The sequence below is a fragment of the Mycolicibacter sinensis genome, assembly GCF_001667945.1.
GTDB classification, from domain to species: domain Bacteria; phylum Actinomycetota; class Actinomycetes; order Mycobacteriales; family Mycobacteriaceae; genus Mycobacterium; species Mycobacterium sinense_B.
Map to the genome: position 1 here is coordinate 1 of NZ_LZJK01000012.1, position 21,044 is coordinate 21,044.

The 21,044-nt window shown below is 67.9% G+C and carries 20 protein-coding genes, 1 tRNA gene and 1 other RNA gene; 13 read left to right on the plus strand and 9 right to left on the minus strand.

Features of this window, described 5'->3' with window-relative positions:
- Positions 1-899: DNA polymerase domain-containing protein (locus A5694_RS00545; protein WP_234787888.1), on the plus strand; the 899-nt coding region annotated here is incomplete at its 5' end.
- On the opposite strand, the gene A5694_RS00550 is transcribed toward A5694_RS00545, so the two are convergent.
- Positions 891-1,574, minus strand: coding sequence for a TetR family transcriptional regulator (locus A5694_RS00550; RefSeq protein ID WP_109535544.1), 684 nt, complete (start codon positions 1,572-1,574; stop codon positions 891-893). The two genes, A5694_RS00545 and A5694_RS00550, sit on opposite strands and share 9 nt — an antisense overlap.
- Positions 1,575-1,683: 109 nt before the next feature.
- Here A5694_RS00550 and A5694_RS00555 point away from each other — a divergent pair, with 109 nt between their 5' ends.
- The 4 genes from A5694_RS00555 to A5694_RS00570 all read left to right on the plus strand — a co-directional run bounded on the left by A5694_RS00555 (position 1,684) and on the right by A5694_RS00570 (position 6,282).
- Positions 1,684-2,106 carry an MmpS family protein gene (locus tag A5694_RS00555; protein ID WP_064919936.1) on the plus strand — a complete coding sequence of 141 codons (423 nt, stop codon included), beginning with the start codon at positions 1,684-1,686 and terminating at the stop codon, positions 2,104-2,106.
- Positions 2,103-5,009, plus strand: coding sequence for an RND family transporter (locus A5694_RS00560; protein WP_207515888.1), 2,907 nt, complete (start codon positions 2,103-2,105; stop codon positions 5,007-5,009). Before A5694_RS00555 ends, A5694_RS00560 begins: the two co-directional genes overlap by 4 nt.
- Before the next feature lie 230 nt (positions 5,010-5,239).
- The gene (locus tag A5694_RS00565; RefSeq protein WP_064919937.1) at positions 5,240-5,716 is read left to right on the plus strand and encodes a DUF5078 domain-containing protein; all 477 of its coding nucleotides are present in this window, start codon (positions 5,240-5,242) and stop codon (positions 5,714-5,716) included.
- An 8-nt stretch (positions 5,717-5,724) separates the two neighbouring features.
- Complete coding sequence (locus A5694_RS00570) at positions 5,725-6,282, plus strand: hypothetical protein (protein ID WP_082952439.1); 558 nt, start codon at positions 5,725-5,727, stop codon at positions 6,280-6,282.
- Positions 6,283-6,290: 8 nt separating this feature from the next.
- On the opposite strand, the gene A5694_RS00575 is transcribed toward A5694_RS00570, so the two are convergent.
- The 3 genes from A5694_RS00575 to A5694_RS00585 all read right to left on the minus strand — a co-directional run bounded on the left by A5694_RS00575 (position 6,291) and on the right by A5694_RS00585 (position 8,633).
- Positions 6,291-7,679, minus strand: coding sequence for a DUF4226 domain-containing protein (locus tag A5694_RS00575; protein WP_064919916.1), 1,389 nt, complete (start codon positions 7,677-7,679; stop codon positions 6,291-6,293).
- Positions 7,680-7,709: 30 nt separating this feature from the next.
- Entirely contained in the window at positions 7,710-8,468 is a 759-nt protein-coding gene (locus A5694_RS00580) for a hypothetical protein (protein ID WP_064919917.1), read from the minus strand.
- A 79-nt stretch (positions 8,469-8,547) separates the two neighbouring features.
- A tRNA-Ser gene (locus A5694_RS00585) sits at positions 8,548-8,633 on the minus strand.
- Positions 8,634-8,775: 142 nt separating this feature from the next.
- Between A5694_RS00585 and ffs the strand changes: the two genes are divergently transcribed.
- The 5 genes from ffs (at position 8,776) to A5694_RS00610 (ending at position 13,996) form a co-directional block, all read left to right on the plus strand.
- An RNA gene (ffs, locus tag A5694_RS00590) (signal recognition particle sRNA small type) lies at positions 8,776-8,870 on the plus strand.
- Positions 8,871-8,922: 52 nt separating this feature from the next.
- Entirely contained in the window at positions 8,923-10,200 is a 1,278-nt protein-coding gene (locus tag A5694_RS00595) for an aminotransferase class I/II-fold pyridoxal phosphate-dependent enzyme (protein ID WP_064919918.1), read from the plus strand.
- 95 nt (positions 10,201-10,295) lie between these two features.
- On the plus strand, positions 10,296-10,877 hold the full coding sequence (locus A5694_RS00600) for a CHAP domain-containing protein (RefSeq protein WP_064919919.1): 582 nt from the start codon (positions 10,296-10,298) through the stop codon (positions 10,875-10,877).
- Between the two features lie 35 nt (positions 10,878-10,912).
- Positions 10,913-12,775: a DNA polymerase III subunits gamma/tau gene (locus A5694_RS00605; protein ID WP_064919939.1), complete on the plus strand. Its 1,863-nt coding sequence runs from the start codon at positions 10,913-10,915 to the stop codon at positions 12,773-12,775.
- 3 nt (positions 12,776-12,778) lie between these two features.
- Positions 12,779-13,996 (plus strand): FAD-dependent oxidoreductase, encoded by a 1,218-nt coding sequence (locus A5694_RS00610; protein ID WP_082952440.1) that lies wholly within the window; start codon positions 12,779-12,781, stop codon positions 13,994-13,996.
- Between the two features lie 20 nt (positions 13,997-14,016).
- Here A5694_RS00610 and A5694_RS00615 read toward each other — a convergent pair whose 3' ends face one another.
- Positions 14,017-14,757 carry an SDR family NAD(P)-dependent oxidoreductase gene (locus A5694_RS00615; protein ID WP_064919920.1) on the minus strand — a complete coding sequence of 247 codons (741 nt, stop codon included), beginning with the start codon at positions 14,755-14,757 and terminating at the stop codon, positions 14,017-14,019.
- A 113-nt stretch (positions 14,758-14,870) separates the two neighbouring features.
- Between A5694_RS00615 and A5694_RS00620 the strand changes: the two genes are divergently transcribed.
- A complete protein-coding gene (locus A5694_RS00620; RefSeq protein WP_064919921.1) occupies positions 14,871-15,659 on the plus strand; it encodes an enoyl-CoA hydratase/isomerase family protein in 789 nt (262 codons plus the stop codon).
- Here the strand turns inward: A5694_RS00620 and A5694_RS00625 are convergent.
- The 4 genes from A5694_RS00625 to A5694_RS00640 form a co-directional block, all read right to left on the minus strand.
- Entirely contained in the window at positions 15,656-16,273 is a 618-nt protein-coding gene (locus A5694_RS00625; protein WP_082952442.1) for a TetR/AcrR family transcriptional regulator, read from the minus strand. The two genes, A5694_RS00620 and A5694_RS00625, sit on opposite strands and share 4 nt — an antisense overlap.
- Positions 16,274-16,366: 93 nt before the next feature.
- Positions 16,367-17,674, minus strand: a complete 1,308-nt coding sequence (locus tag A5694_RS00630; protein WP_064919923.1) for a class I SAM-dependent methyltransferase — start codon at positions 17,672-17,674, stop codon at positions 16,367-16,369.
- Positions 17,671-19,047, minus strand: a complete 1,377-nt coding sequence (locus A5694_RS00635) for an FAD-binding oxidoreductase (RefSeq protein ID WP_064919924.1) — start codon at positions 19,045-19,047, stop codon at positions 17,671-17,673. The genes A5694_RS00630 and A5694_RS00635 overlap by 4 nt, the downstream gene beginning before the upstream one ends.
- Positions 19,048-19,099: 52 nt before the next feature.
- The gene (locus A5694_RS00640) at positions 19,100-19,864 is read right to left on the minus strand and encodes an Rv3717 family N-acetylmuramoyl-L-alanine amidase (RefSeq protein WP_064919925.1); all 765 of its coding nucleotides are present in this window, start codon (positions 19,862-19,864) and stop codon (positions 19,100-19,102) included.
- A 117-nt stretch (positions 19,865-19,981) separates the two neighbouring features.
- Here A5694_RS00640 and A5694_RS00645 point away from each other — a divergent pair, with 117 nt between their 5' ends.
- Both A5694_RS00645 and recR read left to right on the plus strand, forming a co-directional pair.
- A complete protein-coding gene (locus tag A5694_RS00645; protein ID WP_082952444.1) occupies positions 19,982-20,317 on the plus strand; it encodes a YbaB/EbfC family nucleoid-associated protein in 336 nt (111 codons plus the stop codon).
- Positions 20,318-20,929, plus strand: a complete 612-nt coding sequence (recR, locus tag A5694_RS00650; protein WP_064919927.1) for a recombination mediator RecR — start codon at positions 20,318-20,320, stop codon at positions 20,927-20,929. It begins immediately after the preceding gene.
- The last annotated feature ends 115 nt before the right edge of the window (positions 20,930-21,044 follow it).

Sequence of the window (21,044 nt, forward strand, 5' to 3'; positions counted from 1 at the left end):
TCGGCCAGCGCTCGCTTGGTGCCGGCCGCGCCGAGCCGGGGAAAGTACACCTTGTCGCCGCTGGTGAACCGGACGGCATCGAAGGTGCCGAGGTCTACCAGAAGCGGCTGCCGCGTGGGCATCCCGACGATCTGGCGTCCTGCCGGGTGACGTTCCCGTCCGGCCGCACCGCCGACGCGCTCAAGGTCACCCGGCCCGCCGACATCCTGTGGGCAGTGCAGATGAGCACCGTCACCTTCCATCCCTGGCCGGTGCGCTGCCCCGACACCGACCACCCCGACGAACTGCGCATCGACCTGGACCCGCAGCCGGGCACCGGCTTCGCGGAGGCCCGCGCCGTCGCCCTGGAGGTGGTGCGTCCGCTGCTCGACGAGCTCGGGCTCGTCGGCTACGTCAAGACCTCCGGGGGCCGCGGGGTGCACATCTACCTGCGGATCAAGACCGACTGGGACTTCATCGAGGTCCGCCGGGCCGGGATCGCGCTGGCCCGCGAGATCGAGCGGCGCGCACCGAAACTGGCCACCTGCTCCTGGTGGAAGGAAGAGCGCGGCAGGCGGATCTTCGTCGACTTCAACCAGAACGCCCGCGATCGCACCATGGCGTCGGCCTACTCGGTGCGGGCCACCCCGATCGCCACCGTCTCCACCCCGTTGAGCTGGGACGAACTCGTTGATGCCGACCCCGACGACTACACCATCGCCACCGTGCCCGGCCTCGTCGCCCGGCGCGGCGACCCGTGGCGCACCATCGACGATCTCGAACAATCCCTCGAGCCGCTGCTGGAGATGGTCGCCGCCGACGAGGCCCGCGGTCTCGGCGACCTGCCGTATCCGCCGAACTATCCGAAGATGCCCGGCGAGCCCAAGCGGGTGCAGCCCAGCCGGGAGAAGTCAGGCTGACTGCTCCAGCAGCCCCACACACGTCGCGGTGAGCAGCCGGGTCAGCGCGGTGGTGAAGTCCAGATTCCATCCCGGCGCCAGTTCCGGCTCGTGCGCGTAGGCGTCGGTCAGCGTCTGCGGTGGATGGGCGATCTGCCACAGCACCGAGCCCAGCGAATAGGCCGCCAAGAGCAGGTCCAGCGCCCCCCGTGGCCCCAGCCCGGGCAGCGCCCGTTCGAGGGCGCCGGCACTGGCCATCACCGCGGCGGCACTGACCCGCCGCACCTCGATCACCCGCTCGGCGTCCACCTCATGTTCCAGGTGCAGGTGCAGATTCGACAGCAGATCACAGAAGAGCGGGTCGGCGGCGAGCCCACTGACCAGGGTCTCGACCACCCGATCCGGCGACATCGGGCCGGGCTGGTCCAATTCGGCGCAGACCGACTCCGACCAGCGTTGCCAGCTCTCGGCCGCCAGGCGCAGCAGTACCTCTTTATAGGAGCTGAAGTAGCGGCGCACGGCCGAGTAGTGCACCCCGGCCCGCGCGGCCACCGCGGTCAGCGTCACCGACGCGACACCGGCCTCAAGTGCCACCGAACGCGCGGCCTCGACCAGGGCTTCGGCCCGCTGACGCTTCTTTTCTTCGCTGCGAGCGCGTTGGAATGAGACCTGCCGCACGGCGCGAGGATAACGCACACGATGTGCGTTGCGACAGCTCCGGAGCGTGCTGTAGCGTGCGTTTACGCACGTTGGCTTGGGTTAGGGTACCCAAAGGTGCTAGGTGAAGGGGACTCCGATTTTCAAGGTGCTGAGCCGGGTGTGGATACCCCTGGTGATTCTGGCGGTCGTCGGTGTCGCCGGGTTCACGGTGACGCGCATCCACGGCCTGTTCGGATCCGAGAAACGTCCGACCTACGCCGACGGCCAGATCGACGAGACCAAGCCGTTCAACCCCAAGCGGTTGACCTACGAGATCTTCGGCCCCCCAGGCACTGTCGCCGACATCAGCTACTTCGATGTCAACTCCGAACCGCAACGCGTCTCCGACGCCCACCTGCCGTGGCGGCTCGAAATCGTCACCACGTTGCCGGCCGTGGTGGGAAGCATTATGGCGCAAGGCGATAGCAACAGCATCGGCTGCCGGATCACCGTGGATGGGGAGGTGAAGGCCGAACGCATCTCCAATGAGGTCAACGCCTACACCTTCTGTCTGCTGAAGGCGGCATGAGTCCGCCCATAACCGGTAACGCGGGCGGACCTCCACAGCGGACATTCGTCGCGCGCACCATCCGTCGGCTCTCGGTGCCGATCATCCTCGGCTGGCTGGCGCTGATCGTGCTGCTCAGCGTCACAGTGCCGTCGCTGGAACAGATCGGCAAAGAGAACGCCGTGTCGGCGAGTCCGACGACCGCGCCGTCCATGCAGGCCATGACCGAGATGGGCAAGGTCTTTCAGGAGTCGGACTCCGACAGCACCGCGATGATCGTGCTGGAGGCCGACCACGAACTCGGCGACGCCGAGCACGAGTACTACGCCGAAATGGTCAAGCGGCTCGAAGCCGATACCGCGCACGTTCAGCACGTGCAGGACTTCTGGGGTGACCCGATGACGGCGGTCGGCGCCCAAAGTGCCGACGGCAAAGCAACTTACGTGCAGCTCAACCTCGTCGGCAATATCGGGCAGGCGGCGGCCAACGACTCCGTCGAGTCGGTCCGCAACATCGTGGACTCGCTTCAGAAGCCGCCCGGGCTGACGGTCTATGTCACCGGCACCGCGGCACTGGCCAACGACATGAACCACGCCGGCGACAAGTCGATGCTGAAGATGATGGCCGTCACCATTCTGGTGATCCTGACCATGCTGCTGGCGGTCTATCGGTCGGTCACCACCGTGGTGCTACTCCTGGCCATGGTCGGCTTGGAGCTGTCGGCCGCGCGCGGGGTGGTGGCCTTCCTGGGCCATCACCACTGGGTCGGATTGACCACGTTCTCGGTCAACCTGCTGGTCTCGTTGGCGATCGCCGCCGGCACCGACTACGCGATCTTTCTGATCGGCCGCTACCACGAGGCCCGGCACAACGGCGAGGACCCGGAAGCGGCCTACTACACGGCTTTCAACGGCGTCTCGCACGTCATCCTCGGCTCGGGGCTCACCATTGCCGGGGCGGTGTTCTGTCTGCACTTCACCCACATGCCCTACTTCGTCTCGCTGGGCATCCCGTGCGCGGTGGGCATGGTCATCTCGGTGCTGGCGGCGTTGACGCTGGGCCCGGCGATCATCACCGTCGGCAGCCGGTTCGGCCTGTTCGAGCCCAAGCGGCAGATGAGTACCCGGGGCTGGCGGCAGCTGGCGACAGCGATCGTCCGGTGGCCGGGGCCGATTCTGGTTGCCTCACTGGCCATTGCGGCCGTCGGCCTGCTGGCGCTGCCCGGCTACCAGCCGGCCTACGACGACCGCAAGTACATTCCCTCCGACATTCCGGCCAACGAGGGCTTCAACGCCGCCGATCGGCACTTCTCGCAGTCCCGGATGATGCCGGAGGTGCTGATGATCGAAGCCGATCACGACCTGCGCAACCCGTCGGACTTCCTGGTCATCGACAAACTGGCCAAGGCGGTGTTCAAGGTCGTCGGTATCTCCCGGGTGCAGGCGATCACCCGCCCGCAGGGCACGCCGCTGGAACACACCTCGATCCCGTTCCAGATCAGCATGCAGAACGCCGGCCAGATGCAGACCATGCAGTTCCAGAAGAAGCGCATGGACGACATGCTCACCCAGGCCGACGCGATGGGGGAGACCATCGCCACCATGCGCCAGATGCTCGGCTACATGAGCCAATTGGCCAACACCACCCACGCGATGGTGGTCGACATGGATTTCCTCCAGGGCCAGATCTACGACATCCGGGACCACATCGCCGATTTCGAGGATTTCTGGCGGCCGATCCGCAACTACTTCTACTGGGAACCGCACTGCTACGACATCCCGATCTGCTTCTCGCTGCGCTCTGCCTTCGACATGGTCGACAGTGTCGATGAGATGAGCGAGAGCATGGACAAGATGGTCGCGCACCTCGGTGACATGGACAAGCTGATGCCGCAGATGCTGACCACGTTCCCGCCGATGATCGACACCATGCAGACCATGCAGACGATGATGCTGACGATGCACAGCACCATGTCGGGGATCTTCGCCCAGATGGACGAGATGGGCGACAACGCCACCGCGATGGGCAAGGCGTTCGATGAGTCCAAGAACGACGACTCCTTCTACCTGCCGCCGGAGGTGTTCGAGAACCCGGACTTCAAGCGGGCGATGAAGATGTTCTTGTCTCCCGATGGCAAGGCCGTCCGGATGATCATCTCGCACCGGGGTAATCCCGCTACCGCAGAAGGCATTGCGCGCATCGACCAGATCCGGACCGCGGCCGAGGAGGCGCTCAAGGGAACGCCGCTGGAGGACGCCAAGATCTATCTCGGCGGGACCGCGGCGCTGTTCAAGGACATGCACGACGGCTCCTACTACGACCTGCTGATCGCCGGAATCGCCTCGCTGTGCCTGATTTTCGTCATCATGCTGATCATCACCCGGGCGCTGGTCGCCGCGTTGGTGATCGTCGGCACCGTCGCGTTGTCTCTGGGAGCGTCATTCGGGCTGTCGGTGCTGGTCTGGCAGTACCTGATCGGCATGCAACTGCACTGGCTGGTCATGGTGATGTCGGTGATCGTCCTACTGGCGGTGGGGTCGGACTACAACCTGATGCTGGTCTCCCGATTCAAAGAGGAGATCCATGCCGGGCTGCATACCGGCATCATCCGGGCGATGGGCGGCACCGGAAAGGTGGTGACGGCCGCCGGGCTGGTGTTCGCCTTCACGATGGCCTCGATGGCCGTCAGCGACCTGCGCATCATCGGCCAGATCGGCACCACCATCGGCCTGGGGCTGCTGTTCGACACCTTGATCGTGCGGGCGTTCATGACGCCGTCGATCGCCGCACTGATGGGCCGCTGGTTCTGGTGGCCGATCAACGTGCTGCCGCACGTCGGCGGCAAAGCCGCCCGGCACCGGGAAGCCGCCGCCCGCGGCTCCGACGCCGATCAGACCGAGGAACTGTCCCGCCCGCAGTCCTGAGGGCAACCGCCGGGGACAACCGGGGCCGGCTGTGAGCGAGCCCATGGCATCAGGGACGAAGAATAATTAGGTAGCTCGGCTAAAGTTATGTAGCATTGCGTATCGAGTTCGGAGGGCTGGGCAGCCATTTGCCGTTACACCCGTCTCATCCGGCTCAACGGTCTCACCAGCGGGGATCGTCGCAAAAACCGATATAGGGAAAGAACGGGGTAATGGCTACAGTGGATTCCATGCGTACGCACCGCCCGATTCTGCGCGGGGCCGTTCTGGCCGGCGTCACCGGTCTGGTCGCCGGTATCGCCGCCGCACTGTTCCCCGCCACCGCATCCGCCGACGCCACCGATGACTTCCCGATCCCGCGGCGGGTGATCCGCACCGACTGCAGCGCCGAGCAGATGCTGGCCGCCAGCCGCGACCTGTCGCCGGTCTACTACGAGCGCTACATGATCGACATGCACAACAAGCCGGTGCAGGTGCAGCAGGCCACCATCGACAAGATGCACTGGTTCTTCTCGCTCAGCCCCGAGCAGCGCCGGGCCTACTCCGAGGAGCTGGCGACCAACTTCGCCGACCCGCTGACCGTGTCCTGGCCCAACCACGCCAAGATCTTCTTCAACAACAAGGGTGTCGTCGCCAAATCGACCGAAGCCTGCAGCCAGTACCCGCGCGACGACATGTCGGTGTGGGACTGGGCGCCCAAGCCGTAACCACGCCGATGCCGATCCGTCGAGTCACGCAGGCGCTGGCCGTCGCCGGCATGGCGGCTGGGCTGCTCATCGCCGGGCAGGGATCACCGGCACAGGCCCAACCCGCGGGCTTTCCGGATCTGGACGACTTCACCGCGGTCCCAGTGGACGACTACATCACCACCGGCCCGAAGGGGCCCGGACGCTGGGTGAACTTCACCACCCCCTATAACATCGCCTGCCAATTCGACGCCATCGAACCGCCGGCCGGGTCGTCGCAGGCGATCATGTGCGACGGCGACATGCCGGGCATGGCCACCGCACCGCTGAGTTCGGGCGCCCCGGTGCCCGGCGGATGTGTGATCGGCACCGTGCGCTCCCAGGGCGCGGCCGGCCTGCGCTTGAACCGCGAGTCGACGAGCTGCGGTCGCCAGTTCACAGGCGGCGCGTTCCTGGGCGTCGGACAGAAGGTCTCGTACGGCAACGTGACCTGTGCGGTGGGCGCCGACCAACTCGTCGCCTGCCTGGACACCTCCCTAGGGCAGCACGGCTTCGTGCTGCGGCCGGCGGGCAGTACCGCGTTCTAGCCGTCCTGCTACGGGTTGATATTGAACGTCGTCGTGTAGGTCCGCGGGTGATACGGCGGCGGCGGAGCATCCGGCCCGACCGGCCAGCCCTCCGGGGTCGGCCAGGTGCTGACCCGCATGGTGACCTGCTCCTGGCCGTTGGGAAGGGTCTGGATATCGACGATGCTCGGGCCATAGGGAACGGCCGGCAGATTGCCCGGGCTGGGAATGAGCCCCGGGCCGGTGATGTCGTGCGGCGGTGCCTGCAGCAGCCCCTGCGGGCTGCCGGCGGTCACGCCGACCACCTGGCCGTCGTTGCTGGCGCTGGTCAACAGATACCCGCCCTGCGGCAGCGCCACGACCTGATTCTCCCGGTCGCCTGCACCCAGGTTGTTGAACGTGCCGACCTGCTGAAGATTGTTCATCCAGGCGTTGGGCGGGTCGCCGGGGCGGACCGGCGCGGATTGCCACATCGCGCGTGGACCGTCCTGACCGATGTTGCCGACGATGATCATTCGTCCCGATGCCGCGTCGTAGAACCCGCTGGCCTGCGAGATGCCCACTTTGGTGTCCGAGTCCAAGGTGGTGCCCATCAGCGGACCCAGATCCACGGCCGGGTCGGCCAGGTTCTGTACCCGTGACTCCGGGGCGATGAAGTTGTCCGGCGACGTGCCGAGCCCGTAGGGGCGCACGCTGTAGAAGGCGTACTGCTCACCGTTGGGGCCGACTGCCGTACCGGTGGGCAGCGGCCGGAATCCCTCGTCGACCGGGAACGGGTTGTCGATGTCGGGTTGCCCGGGCATGTGCAGCCGCGGGTGCCCGGTTTCCGGGTCGCCGGTGATGAGGATTCCGGTACCCGGGATGGTGGCGCCCAGGTCGTAGGGCGAGCCGTCCTGGTTCTCCGGCACCGGTTCGGTGCCGCGCCCGTCGATGGTGGGATCGTGCGGCGGCGGGGTATCGGCCGGTATCTCGTCGTTCACCAACCGGACCTGCGGTTCCTGGCCGTCCTCACCGCCGAGCTGGTAACGGTTGGTCAGCGTGCGCACCAGGCTCGCCTTGTGCTCGCTGTCCGCGGCGGCGTCAGCGACGATCTTGTGGATCTCACGGGTCTTACCGTTGAGAAACCGCTGGAACTGGCGAGATCCGGTGGGGGTGTCCAGACCCGGCCAGGTACTTGCGGCCTGCCGGATCTCGAACTCCATGGCATCGAGGCGTTGCCGCGACGTCGAGTTGTTGTGCACGGCTTCGCGCAGGATCGCCTGGAACTCCTTGTCGGCGGCCACCGACGCCGTCAACCGGTTGACCAGCTCGGTTTCCCGCGCCCGTGCCGCGTCAGCGAAAGCACCGAGATTCTGCGGCGGTTCCAGCTTCGCCTCTCCTCCGTCGAGCCTCGCTGAACCGCCGGGATTCTCGGACATAGCCCAAAGGTTAGCCCGACCGGCCTGGACCTACTTGCTCTTCTTCGCCCGGCGCTTACCCGAGGGGCGCAGCTTGTCCCGGCCGCCGGTCGGCGCCAGCTCCGAGGCTTCCTCGCCCGCCGACTCGAGGATCTCCCCGGCATCAGTCTCGGTCGCGGTTTCGGTGGTCTCGTCGCCCGCGTCCGCCGCGGCCTCGTCGCCAGCCGAGTCGCCGCTGTCCTCGTCCGCGCCGGCTTCGCTGTCCTCGTCGCCGTCCGCGCCCTCGGATTCTTCGGTCTCCTCGGCGGTGACCGGCTTCTTCCCACGCCGGAGCCGGCGTTTCGGCTGCTTCTCCGTCTTCGGCTTGATCGGTTTGGGCGGAGGCGGCGGCATCTCGGCGACGAAGGACAGGTAGAACGCGCCGATGCCCAGTAGCGCGATCGCGGCGGCCGCGCCGTAAATGCCGAACAACCACATCCCGGCGCTGTCCAGCGACAGCCAGATCTCGCTGATCGCGGTGCCTGCGATCAGCGTTCCGGCCACCACGTGGGCCACGATCGAGCCGGTCAGCAACGTCAGCGCCAGCTGCGGGGTCCCGTACTCCGGCTTGCGGGTGCGCTTCAATGTGGCCACCACCGGCAACGCGGTCACCGCCACCAGCACCCCGAGGACGATCCGCAGCACGGTGCCCAACACGTGCGGGGTGAAGCCGGTCAGCTCCCACCATCGGGGCAGGACGAACAAGAAGTACAAGATGGCGGCGAGAGTCGAGAGCGACGCGTGCCAAACCGTGGCGACGGTGCGACTCACGCCACCTCCCTGCTCATCAGTAGTGATTCAGGTGCGACCGGACCGAGATGTTGCGGTCCGGTCGCACCTGCATCGGGTGCGGAGGATGCGGGATTTGAACCCGCGAGGGCTATTAACCCAACCCGCGTTCCAGGCGAGCGCCATAGGCCACTAGGCGAATCCTCCGTCGGCAATGGTAGCGGAGACCCCCCGGCGTCCGCGCACGCCGCATCCCGCCCGGCTTCGCCGCGCTGGTGACCACCGTGCTTATGGCGGTGGCCCGCTGCGCCCGGCTTCGCCGCGCTGGTGACCACCGCTAGACTTGTCACTCGGACCCCGCGCGGCGTCTATCCTGTGAACTCCCCCAGGGCCGGAAGGCAGCAAGGGTCAATGGGCTCTGGCGGGTGCGCGGGGTCCCCTTATGTGTCGGGCCTTCGCCGGGTGATCCGCGCTCGAAAGGGACCTGGAAAGGGACATCGTGTCGTTGCAGAATCTCAACCGTGCCGACTTGGCCGCTCAACACGAGCGCTACCAGCGCGATTACGCCGAACTGCAGGCCAAGAAGCTGACCCTGGACCTCACCCGCGGCAAGCCGGCTCCCGAGCAGCTCGACCTGGCCAACGGCCTGCTGGCGCTGCCCGGCCCGGACGACTACCGCGACGACGACGGCACCGACACCCGCAACTACGGCGGCCTGCACGGCTTGCCCGAGTTGCGGGCCATCTTCGGTGAGCTGCTCGGCATCGCGGTGCCCAACCTGATCGCCGGCAACAACGCCAGCCTGGAATTCATGCACGACGTCGTCGTCTACTCGATGGTGCACGGCGGCGTGGACTCGCCGCGCCCCTGGAGCCAGGAGCCGGTCGTCAAGTTCTTGTGCCCGGTGCCCGGCTATGACCGGCACTTCGCGATCACCGAGACCATGGGCATCGAGATGGTCTCCGTCCCGATGCTCGAAGACGGCCCGGACGTCGACCTGATCGAGGAACTCGTCGCCGCCGATCCGGCGATCAAGGGCATGTGGACGGTGCCGGTGTTCGGCAACCCGACCGGCATCACCTACTCCTGGGAGACGGTGCGCCGGTTGGTGCAGATGCAGACCGCCGCGCCCGACTTCCGGCTGTTCTGGGACAACGCCTACGCGGTGCACACCCTGACCACCGAGTTCCCCCACCAGATCGATGTACTCGGGCTGGCCGCCGCCGCCGGAAACCCGAACCGGCCGTACGTATTCGCCTCCACCTCCAAGATCACCTTCGCCGGTGCCGGGGTCAGCTTCTTCGGCGGCTCGCTGGGCAACATCGCCTGGTACCTGCAGTACGCCGGCAAGCGCTCGATCGGCCCGGACAAGGTCAATCAGCTACGCCACCTGCGGTTCTTCGGTGACGCCGACGGGGTGCGGCGGCACATGCGCCGCCACCAGCAGATCCTGGCGCCGAAGTTCGAGCTGGCCGCCGAGATCCTCGAAGACCGGCTGGGCGACGCCAAGATCGCGTCGTGGACCGACCCCAAGGGCGGGTACTTCATCAGCCTCGACGTGCTGCCCGGCACCGCGCGGCGCACCGTCGCGCTGGCCAAGGACGCCGGCATCGCGGTCACCGAGGCCGGCGCGTCGTTCCCGTACCGCAAGGACCCCGACGACAAAAACATCCGGATCGCCCCGTCGTTCCCGTCGCTGGACGACCTGCGCAACGCCGTCGACGGCCTGGCCACCTGCGCGCTGCTGGCCGCCGCCGAGTCGATGCTGGCCTGACGTGGAACCGGATTCGCCGGTCACCGGGCCGGTTGCCGAATAAAATTCGGCCGGTGCGGCACTGCGTCCGTTGACACGCTGGGGGAGGCCCGGGAATGGCGATCAAGGTCAGTGTCCTGGGTGGTGGCGCGGTGGCACTCGCCCTCGTCGGGCTGGGCCCGGTTCCCGCGACCTACCCGGTGAGCCGGGCGGATCCGCCGGTCCAGGCCGAGGTACTGCCGGCCAAGATCACCGACGAACTCGACGTCTTCCGGCGCGCCGCCGCCGATGCCGCGCTGGGCCACCCCGTGGTCTACGGCGACGGCCAGTGTTATCCGCTTATCCAGCACTACATCGAGGCGCTGGGTTACCCATGGCGCAACACCGACCCCAGCGGCAACGCCTTCGATCTCTACGAACATTTCCCCACCAACGGCCTGGACCGATTCTTTGAGCAGGTCCCGTTCGCCGGCGGGGCGAACGAGCCGCACGTCGGCGACGTCGTCGTCTACGGCCCCGGCGGGTTCGTCAGCGAACATGGGCACGCCGCGGTGGTCACGGCAGTGCGCGGTGGCGTCGGGCCGTTTGGGTATGAGACCGCCGACCAGAACTCCGGCGGCCGGTTGTTCGTGACCCTGAACTGGCGCGACTTCAACCCCGCCTACAACACCTTGGGCTATCTGCGACCGAAGGTGTGAGCACCGTCGTCGGGCCGAGCAAGTACCCTGCTGGCGTGGCGCTCTACCGCAAATACCGGCCGGCAACGTTCGCCGAAGTGGTGGGGCAGGAGCACGTCACCGAACCGCTGTGCACCGCGTTGTCGGCGGGCCGGATCAACCACGCCTACCTGTTCTCCGGGCCGCGTGGCTGCGGCAAGACGTCGTCGGCGCGCATCCTGGCCCGCTCGCTGAACTGTGCCAACGGCCCCACTCCGACCCCCTGCGGCACGTGCGACTCGTGCGTGGCGTTGGCCCCCAACGGGCCGGGCAGCATCGATGTCGTCGAACTCGACGCCGCCAGCCACGGCGGCGTCGACGACACCCGGGACCTGCGGGACAGGGCCTTCTACGCCCCGGCCCAGTCGCGCTACCGGATCTTCATCATCGACGAAGCGCACATGGTGACCACTGCGGGCTTCAACGCGCTGCTCAAGATCGTCGAGGAGCCACCGGATCACCTGATCTTCGTGTTCGCCACCACCGAACCCGAGAAGGTGCTGCCGACCATCCGGTCGCGCACCCACCACTATCCGTTCCGGCTGCTGGCGCCGCGGACCATGCGCGAGCTGATCGGGCGGATCTGCGAGCAGGAGCACGTCGTCGTCGACGACGCGGTGTACCCGCTGGTGATCCGCGCCGGCGGCGGTTCGCCCCGCGACACCCTCTCGGTGCTCGATCAGCTGCTGGCCGGCTCGGAACCCGACGAGGCCGGAACCGACCACGTGCATTACCAGCGGGCGCTGGGCCTGTTGGGCGCCACCGACGTCGCCCTGATCGACGACGCGGTCGACGCGCTGGCCGCCGGGGATGCCGCGTCGCTGTTCGGGGCGGTGGAGGCGGTCGTTGATGCCGGCCACGACCCGCGCCGGTTCGCCATCGACCTGCTGGAACGGTTCCGCGACCTGATCGTGCTGCAGGCGGTCCCCGACGCGGTGGCCAAGGGCGTCGTCGATGCGCCCGAAGACATCCTGGAACGGATGCAGGAGCAGGCCGCCCGCCTCGGCTCGGCCACCCTGGCCCGCTACGCCGAGGTGGTGCACGCCGGCCTCGGTGAGATGCGTGGCGCGACGGCCCCGCGGCTGCTGTTGGAGGTGGTGTGCGCCCGGCTGCTGCTGCCGTCGGCCGCCGACACCGAAGCCGCGCTGCTGCAACGGATCGAGCGCATCGAGAGCCGGCTGGACATGTCGATCCCGGCAGGCTCAGCGCCCCCGGCGGCCGGCGTCGCACCCGCCGCGCCGGCCGCACCGGCTGCCAAGCAGTTCACCCGGCGCTCCCAGACACCCGCGTCGGCGCCCGAACCGGTGGCGGCACCCACCCCGGTGCCGGCACCCGAACCCGTCGCACCGCCCGCGCCGGAACCGCAGCCCGAGCCCCAGCCCGAGCCCGCCCCGCCGCCGAAGCCGGCCGCGACGGCCCCGGCAGAGCCCGACGCGGCGGCCGTGCGTGCGATGTGGACGACGGTGCGCGACAAGGTCCGTCAGCGCAGCCGTACCACCGAGGTGATGCTGGCCGGCGCAACCGTGCGCGCGGTGGACGGCAACACCTTGGTGCTCACCCACGAGTCGGCTCCGCTGGCCAAGCGCCTGTCCGAACAGCGCAACGCCGACGTCATCGTCGAGGCGCTCAAAGACGCCCTCGGCGTGAACTGGCGGGTGCGCTGCGAAGTCGGGGCCGCCGCACCGGAGGCCGCGTCGCCCACCGCGCCCGCACCGGTGGCGGCGGACGTGGCGGACTCAGAACGGCGAGCCGACGAGGAGGCCATGCTCGCCGAGGCGGATGCCGAACGCTCCGACCCGGCACCGCGCCGTGACCCCGAAGAGGCGGCGCTGGAACTGTTGCAGAGCGAGCTGGGCGCGCGCCGCATCGGTGGCGACTGAGCCATGACCGAGTCCACCGGTTGCGCCGTCATCGGCGGTGGCCCCGCCGGCATGGTGCTGGCGCTGCTGCTGGCCCGCGCCGGTGTCGAGGTGACCCTGCTGGAGAAGCACGGCGATTTCCTGCGCGACTTCCGCGGTGACACCGTGCATCCCACCACGCTGCGGCTCCTCGACGAGCTCGGATTGTGGGAGCGTTTCGCAAAGCTGTCGCACAGCGAGATCCACCAGGTCAGGCTCGACGTGGCCGGGCGCGGCGTCACCGTGGTCGACTTCGGCCGGCTGCGGGGCCAGCCGCACCCTTACGTCGCGATGGTGCCGCAGTGGGATCTGCTCAACCTGCTCGCCGAATCCGCCCAAGCCGAACCGACATTCACCCTGCGGATGCAGACGGAGGTCACCGGCCTGCTGCACGAGAACGGCCGGGTGGCCGGGGTGCGCTATCAGGGCCCCGACGGCCCGGGCGAACTTCGCGCCCAGCTCACGGTGGCCTGCGACGGCCGGTGGTCGATCGCGCGGCACGAGGCCGGTTTGAGTGCCCGCGAGTTTCCGGTGAACTTCGACGTGTGGTGGTTTCGGCTGCCCAACGACCGCGCGACCCAGCCCACCCTGCTGCCCCGGCTCGGGCCGGGCCGCGCCGCAATCATGATCCCGCGCGACAGTTACTTTCAGGTCGCCTACTTGGGGCGTAAGGGCACCGACGCCGACAAGCGGGCGCGCGGCATCGACGCCTTCCGGCGTGAGGTCGCCGAACTCATCCCGGAGGCCGCGGATTCGGTGGACGCGCTGCGCACGCTCGATGACGTCAAGCATCTGGATGTGCGGGTGAATCGGCTGCGGCACTGGAGCATTGACGGGTTGCTGTGCATCGGCGACGCCGCACACGCCATGTCGCCGGTGGGCGGTGTCGGGATCAACCTGGCGGTGCAGGACGCGGTGGCCGCCGCGACCATCCTGGCCGAGCCGCTGCGGCAAGGACACGTCACCGAGCGGGACCTGGCCGCTGTGCAACGACGCCGGGTGCCGCCTACCGTGGTCACCCAGTCGGGGCAGCGGCTGCTGCACCGGGCGCTCGATCCGATCTTGGCCGGCCAGAATCTCAGCCCGCCAGCAGCTTTCGGTACCGTCGTCGCCAAACTGCCCTGGCTCTCCGCGATTCCGGCCTACCTGGTCGGTGTCGGGGTGCGCCCCGAGCGGGCGCCGGCGTTCGCGCGGCGCGGCTGACCGGAGATTTCGGTCGGCGTTCAGCCGGCCATGGTCAGCCCGCCACTGACGCTGAGCACCTGGCCGGTGATGTAGTCGGCGTAACCGGAGGCGAAGAACAGCACGGCATCGGCGATCTGCTCGGGCGTCGCGAGCCGACGAAACGGGATCGCCCGAATCAGCCCGTCGCGCACCTTCTCCGGAAGGGAGGCGAACAAGGGGGTGTCGGTGGGGCCGGGGCACACGCAGTTGACGTTGATCTGATGGCGCGCCAGTTCCCGGGCCAGCGACTTGGTAAAGGCGATCACACCGCCTTTGGTGCCGGCATAGACCGTCTCGCCGAGGCTGCCGACCCGGCCGGCGTCGCTGGCGATGTTGACGATCTTGGCGGTCTTCCCTTGCGCCAGTATCGGTTCCAGGAACGCGTGGGTGAGCCGTACCGGGCCGAGAAAGTTCACCGCGACCAGGTCCTCCCATAGCTGCGGGTCGTTGGACATGAACGGTTCCACGCGGTCGAAACCGGCGGCGTTGACGATGACATCCGGGGGGCCGTAGCTGCTCACCGCCTCGTCGCGCAACGCCACGATCGCCGCCCGATCCGCGAGGTCCACCACGTATTCGTGCGCGCTCGGGCCGAGACGTTCCACGGTGCCGGCCAACCCCGACGCGTTGCGGTCGACGGCGATGACGGTCGCTCCGCGGCTGCCGAACGCCACCGCGATTGCTCGACCGATCCCCGAGGCCGCGCCGGTCACGACCACGGTCTTGTTCTCGAATCGCACCGGGAACCTCCTATGACGTGGGAATATCGCATCACTATCGGCGCAATTCGGCAGAAAATCAACCATTGGGTCGAATATTGACTTAGCGGGTCGAGTAGCCGTAGTTTCGGTTGATGGGCTTCACCGACTATGAGCAGCTGACCCTGAGCCGGCGGGACAATGGCGTCCTTCTCATCACCATCGATCGGCCGGAGAAGTACAACGCCGCCGATGAGGGCATGCACGCCGAGTTGGCCCGGATCTGGCGGGATGTCGCCGCGGACCCGGACGTTCGCGTCGCGGTGATCACCGGCGCCGGCAAGGCCTTCAGTGCCGGCGGAGACCTCGCCATGGTCGAGCGGATGGCCGGTGACTACGACCGCGTCTCGGCGATGCTCACCGAGATGAGCGAGCTGGTCTACAACATGATCAACTGCGACAAGCCGATCGTCTCGGCTATCAACGGTGTCGCCGTCGGCGCGGGCGCGGTGGTCGCCCTGCTCGCCGATGTCGCGATCGTCGCCGAGGACGCGCGCATCGGCGACGGCCACGTCAAGTTGGGGGTGGCTGCCGGTGACCACGCCGCGATCATCTGGCCGCTGCTGGCGGGAATGGCCAAGGCGCGCTACTACCTGCTCACCGGTGAGATGATCACCGGGGCCGAAGCCGAGCGAATCGGCCTGGCGGCCAAGGCGCTTGCGCGTGAGGACGTGCTACCCGAGGCCCTGCGTGTGGCAGAGGTGCTGGCCACCGGTGCGCAGCAGGCGATCCGGCTGACCAAGCGGGCGCTCAACAACTGGCTGCGCAACGCCGGACCGATCTTCGACCAATCAGCCGCCTACGAGATGCTGACCTTCATGGGCCCCGACGTCATCGAGGGCTACACCGCCCTGCGGGAGAAGCGGCCGCCGAACTTCGGCTAGTCGAACACCCGCAGCGCGCGGTTGACGATCGCGGCACGCATCTGGGCTCGGTCCTCGGCGCGGGCGCCGGGCCGAAGCCACACCGAGGATTGGTTCAATATCCCATGCAGGCACTGCAAGGCGACATCGATGTTGGGGCAATTGAACTCACCGGCCGCAAGACCTTTCTCGACCACCCGGCGGAACACCGCGTCGTGGCGTCGGCGCATGTCCTTCATGTCGTCGTCGAAGGCGGCCGGCCAACCGCGCGGCCAGGCGAACACCGCCGCCACCTCCGGAGCGGTCTCGGTGAGTATCCGAATCTGCTCGTCGATGAGCGCCGCCAGATGCTCCCGGGCGCTCACCGGCCCTAGTTCCTCCTCGCGGGCATTCAACCGCGCCAGCACTTCCTGGGTGGTGGCCTCCAGGGCTGCCCCGACGAGGACCTCCTTGGAGGGAAAATAGTGATACAGCGTGGCTTTGGCGATATCAGTCTGTTCTGCGACGGCATCCAAATTCATTCCCTGATAGCCGGATTCGGCCAGGATCAGGGTCGCGGTCCGGACGATCTCCGCCTTGCGGCGATCACGGCGTCGGGCGACACGACTCGAACCCTTTGGGGCATCTTCGGTCATCAATTCCCTCGGCATCGGACACAGGCGTCAAAACAACACCTCATCCTAGCCGCGGTCGGCCTACTGTTCGGTTATTCGACCATACAGACGAGTCTAGGGCTGCCACCATGGGCGCAACGGCAGCCGGGCCGGCTCGCCGCCGTTGCGGGCCAGCACGTGATGCAACTGAATCGCGTTGTGCTCGAAGCCCAGCCGGGAACCGGCCATGTAGAGCCCCCACACTTTGGCGGTGGCCAGCCCGACCTCAGCGACAGCGTCGTCCCAGTGCGCCACCAGGTTCGCGCACCAGTCCCGCAGCGTGAGCTCGTAGTGGTTGCGGAGGTTCTCCGCGTGCAGGACCTCCATACCCGCGTCCTGGATCTCGCTGATGATCCGGCCCGAGCCGGCCAGCTCGCCGTCGGGGAACACGTAGCGGTCGATGAAGTCGCCCGCGGTGGCGTTGGACTTGTTGTCCGCGCGGGTGATGCAGTGGTTGAGCAGCAGCCCACCGGCACGCAGCTTGGACTTGAGAAAAGCGAAGTAGCCGGGGTAGTTGGCGACGCCGATGTGCTCCGTCATCCCGATGGACGAGACGGCGTCGAATTCGGACTCACCGACGTCGCGGTAGTCGCAGTGGCGGACCTCGGCCAGATCGGTCAGGCCGTCCTCGGCGATCGCGCGCTGCGCCCACCGGGCCTGCTCCGCCGAGAGCGTCGCACCGATGGCACGCACCCCCCGACGCGCCGCGTAACGCACCATGCCGCCCCAGCCGCACCCCACGTCGAGCAGCCGATCGCCGGGACGCAACCGCAGCTTGTCGAAGACCAACCGGTACTTGTTCTCCTGGGCCTGCTCCAGCGTGGCGTCCGGGCTCGGGTACACCGCGCAGGTATAGGTCATCGACGGACCCAGCACCCACTCGTAGAAGGCGTTGGAGACGTCGTAGTGGTGGTGGATGGCCTCGGCATCCCGGGCCTTACTGTGCCGCAACCCCTCTGCGATGCGTCGCCAGCGCGGGCGGCCCTCCTGCGGCGGCGGCGCGATCGGCACCAGGTGTTCGATTCCGATCGAGCGGACGATGTTGGCCAGCACCCGCGGCGACGGCCGCTTGAAGTGCAGCTCGTCGGCGAGCGCCTTGAGCAGGCGGTAGGGATCTCCCGGATGCACACCGTGCACCCCCAGATCCCCGGCGATGTAGGCGCGGGCCATGCCCAGATCACCTGGCGCCGTGGCCAGATAGGTGGTGCCACGCGGGGTCAACAGGTCCAGACCCAGGGGGGCGTCGTCGGGGCCGGTGCTGCTGCCGTCGTAGGCGGTGAAACGCAGCGGCAGGTGGCCGTCGGTGGCCAGAGTCTGCAGCACCTCGGCCAGGCTGAGCCTGCCGGTGCGCGTCTGCTCCTTGTGTTCCTTGTACGTGGTCATCGTCGTCGTACCGCCTTGTCGTAGAGGTCCAGCAGCCGCGAGTCGGGGTCGTAGGCCTGTTTGACAGTCCGATAGGTTTCACCGCCGTAGAGCGCGTCAAACTCCGCGGGGGTGTAGTAGGCGTCGGAGTACAGCGACTTGTGGCCGTCGAGTTCGCTCACCTTGGCCTCGATCAGTCGATTGGTGGCCCCCTCGGTGGCGCCGGCCGGGACCGAGGACCAGAATCCGACGTTGACGTAGGTGCGGTTGGGCCGGATCGGGTACAGCGGCCAGTCTTCGTCGTTGCGCAGCCGCAACGGGCACAGCCACACCGGTTCGATCGGCACATGAGCGAAGAACCAGTCCAAGAACTCCCGACACCGATTCAGCGGCACCTCGATGTCTTGCACCACCCGTTCGCGTGGCGGCCGGTGGTGGCGTTTCTCGATCCGGTCGGCGATGGAGAACCGCTGGTCATACGAGATCAGCTTCCAGTAGAAGCTGCTGCGCCGGTAGCGCCGCGGCCAGGCGCGCCGCACCAGCGGGTGCTGCGCCCCGAAAGCCCGCGAGCACCAGAACCAGTCGGTGTCCCAGCGCCACAGGTAGTCGTGAATGGTCAGCCGGTCGTCTTTGATGCCCCGCGGGTGCTGGATGGAGCGGTAATAGATCTGCTGGCCGGTGTAGTCGCTGACGGGGCCCGGGGTGTCGGTGGCGAATCCGAGGCACAGGTAGCTCTCGGCGGGGGAGAACACCACCCCGTCGAGGTAGTCCACCGCGACACCGTCGAGGCCGCCGGTGTCGATGATCCGGTCCATGGTCGCGACCAGGTCTTCCAGGGCATCGAACCGGATGTGCCGCAGCGCCACGAACGGCTTGACCGCCTCCAGCTCGATCCGCAGTCGTGTTGAATAGCCCAGCGTGCCATAGGAATTCGGGAACGCCCGGAACAGGTCTGCATGCTGGTCCCGCGACACCGTCAGCAGCTCCCCGGCGCCGGTGAGAACGTCCATCTCCAGCACGGATTCATGCGGCAGGCCGTTGCGGAACGACGTCGATTCGATCCCCAGGCCGGACACCGCGCCGCCGATCGTGATCGTCTTGAGCTGTGGAACCACCAGCGGCGCAAACCCGTACGGCAAGGTGGCGGCGACCAGGTCTTCGTAGGTGCACATGCCTTCGACGTCGGCGGTGCGGTTCTCCGGGTCGACACCGATGACGCTCGCCAGGCCCGACGTGTCCAGCCCGGGCGCAGTGCGTTTGGCGCGCGCCCGGAACAGATTCGAAGTGGGTTTGGCCAGCCGCACCGATGCGGTCGGGGGAATCGCGCGGTAGCTGTCCAGCAGCCGTTGCACCCCGGTACGGGATGTCGGTGTGTCAGCCGGCCGGACGGACATCAGCTCCTACGCTAGCGGGGGATCGTCTGCTGTGCACCCGACTCGGCCGGGCTCACTGCGCCGAAACCTGACTGCTCAGGTAGCCGGCGATGCCGCGGGCAACGGCGTCGGCGTAGCGTTGCCGGCCCGCCGGGCTTTCCATCAGGGCCGCGTCGGCGGGGTTCTTCATGTTGCCCAGCTCGACCAGGATCGACGGGTATTCGGCCAGGTTCAGTCCGGCCAGGTCGGCGCGTCCCTTCAAGCCGTCGGTGCCGATATAGGTGGCCGGCGGGATGCCCGCGGCCTGCAGCTGACTGCGCATCACCTGGGCGAACCGGACCGCCGGCCCCTCCTGCGCCGGGTTGAGCGGCGGCGCCGAGTAGTTGACGTGGAACCCACGGCCGGTGGCCGGGCCGCCGTCGGCGTGAATGGACACGATCGCGTTGGGGTGCAGGGAATTGGCCATCGCGGCCCGCTCGTCGACGCATGGCCCCGGCCCGTTGTCGTCGCCGCGCGACATCGCGGTGCGCACGCCCGCCGCGTTGAGGGCCTGGCGGATCCGCAGCGTGGTGTCCCAGGCGAAGCTGTGCTCGGGATAGCCGGAGTTGGTGGTGGTGCCGCTGGTCTGACAGTTTTTGGTGCCGCCCCGGCCGTTGGTCACCTGCCGGCCGATGACCGCCGGGTCGGCCGTGCCGCTGTGTCCCGGGTCGAGGAACACGATCATGCCGGCGATATTGCCGGGGGCTGCCGAGGACAACGGGGCGCTCGGCACCGCGGCTACCACCACCAGGCCGGTGGCGATCGCGACGCCGACACGCGGGAGAACTGGTACGCGCACGCCGCCAAGGTAGGCAGGCGCCGACTACGCTGGGTGTTTCACACGCGGCGGGTCTTGGAGCTGAAACCAAGCCGCAACCAAGTCGAGACCGCCCACAACCAACGCAAGGGGAGTGTCATGCAACCAGGAGGCCCGCCCGACATGTCGGCGTTGCTGGCCCAGGCTCAGCAGATGCAGCAGCGCCTGTTGCAGGCGCAGCAGGAGTTGGCCGCCACCGAGGTGCACGGCGAAGCCGGCGGCGGCCTGGTCAAGGTCACCTCCAACGGCAGCGGCGAGGTGCTGGCCGTGCGGATCGACCCGAAGGTCGTCGACCCCGAGGACCTCGACACGCTGCAGGATCTGATCGTCGGCGCGCTCGCCGATGCGTCGAAGAAGGCGCACACCCTGGCCCAGGAGCGGCTCTCCCCGCTGGCCGGCGGCATGGGCAACGCGCTCGGCATGCCGGGGGCCTAGGTGTTTGAAGGTCCGGTCCAGGACCTGATCGATGAGCTGGGCAAGCTGCCGGGCATCGGCCCCAAGAGCGCCCAGCGGATCGCCTTTCACCTGCTGTCGGTGGAGCCCTCCGAGATCGACCGGCTCACCGCGGTGTTGACAAAGGTCCGGGACGGGGTGCGGTTCTGCGAGGTCTGCGGCAACGTCTCGGATGCCCAGCGCTGCCGGATCTGCGGGGATCCGCGCCGGGATCTCGCCCAGATCTGCGTCGTCGAAGAACCCAAGGACGTCGCCGCCATCGAGCGCACCCGCGAATTCCACGGCCGCTACCACGTGCTCGGCGGCGCCCTGGATCCGCTGTCGGGGATCGGCCCGGAGCAGCTGCGGGTGCGTGAGTTGCTGAACCGGGTGGGGGAGCGGGTCGACGGGGTCGATGTCAGCGAGGTGATCATCGCCACCGACCCCAACACCGAGGGCGAGGCGACCGCCACCTACCTGGTGCGGATGCTGCGCGACATCCCGGGGCTCTCGGTCACCCGCCTGGCGTCGGGGCTGCCGATGGGCGGTGACCTGGAGTTCGCCGACGAGCTGACCTTGGGCCGGGCCTTCACCGGCCGCCGCGCCATGGCCTAGTTGCCGCGGTCCCTGCCCCAACTTCCGCGAAACCGACGTTTTGCAGAGAAAGTACGAGTAGCGGCCTGCAAAACGTCGGTTTGGGCGAGATGTCGGTCCTACCCGGCACGATCCC

Coding starts and splice junctions, on each gene's coding strand:
- A5694_RS00560 (WP_207515888.1), top strand. CDS start 2,103: ATGAGTCCGCCCATAACCGGTAACGCGGGCGGACCTCCACAGCGGACA.
- A5694_RS00565 (WP_064919937.1), top strand. CDS start 5,240: ATGCGTACGCACCGCCCGATTCTGCGCGGGGCCGTTCTGGCCGGCGTC.
- A5694_RS00570 (WP_082952439.1), top strand. CDS start 5,725: ATGCCGATCCGTCGAGTCACGCAGGCGCTGGCCGTCGCCGGCATGGCG.
- A5694_RS00575 (WP_064919916.1), bottom strand. CDS start 7,679: ATGTCCGAGAATCCCGGCGGTTCAGCGAGGCTCGACGGAGGAGAGGCG.
- A5694_RS00600 (WP_064919919.1), top strand. CDS start 10,296: ATGGCGATCAAGGTCAGTGTCCTGGGTGGTGGCGCGGTGGCACTCGCC.
- A5694_RS00610 (WP_082952440.1), top strand. CDS start 12,779: ATGACCGAGTCCACCGGTTGCGCCGTCATCGGCGGTGGCCCCGCCGGC.
- A5694_RS00620 (WP_064919921.1), top strand. CDS start 14,871: ATGGGCTTCACCGACTATGAGCAGCTGACCCTGAGCCGGCGGGACAAT.
- A5694_RS00625 (WP_082952442.1), bottom strand. CDS start 16,273: ATGACCGAAGATGCCCCAAAGGGTTCGAGTCGTGTCGCCCGACGCCGT.
- A5694_RS00630 (WP_064919923.1), bottom strand. CDS start 17,674: ATGACCACGTACAAGGAACACAAGGAGCAGACGCGCACCGGCAGGCTC.
- A5694_RS00635 (WP_064919924.1), bottom strand. CDS start 19,047: ATGTCCGTCCGGCCGGCTGACACACCGACATCCCGTACCGGGGTGCAA.
- A5694_RS00645 (WP_082952444.1), top strand. CDS start 19,982: ATGCAACCAGGAGGCCCGCCCGACATGTCGGCGTTGCTGGCCCAGGCT.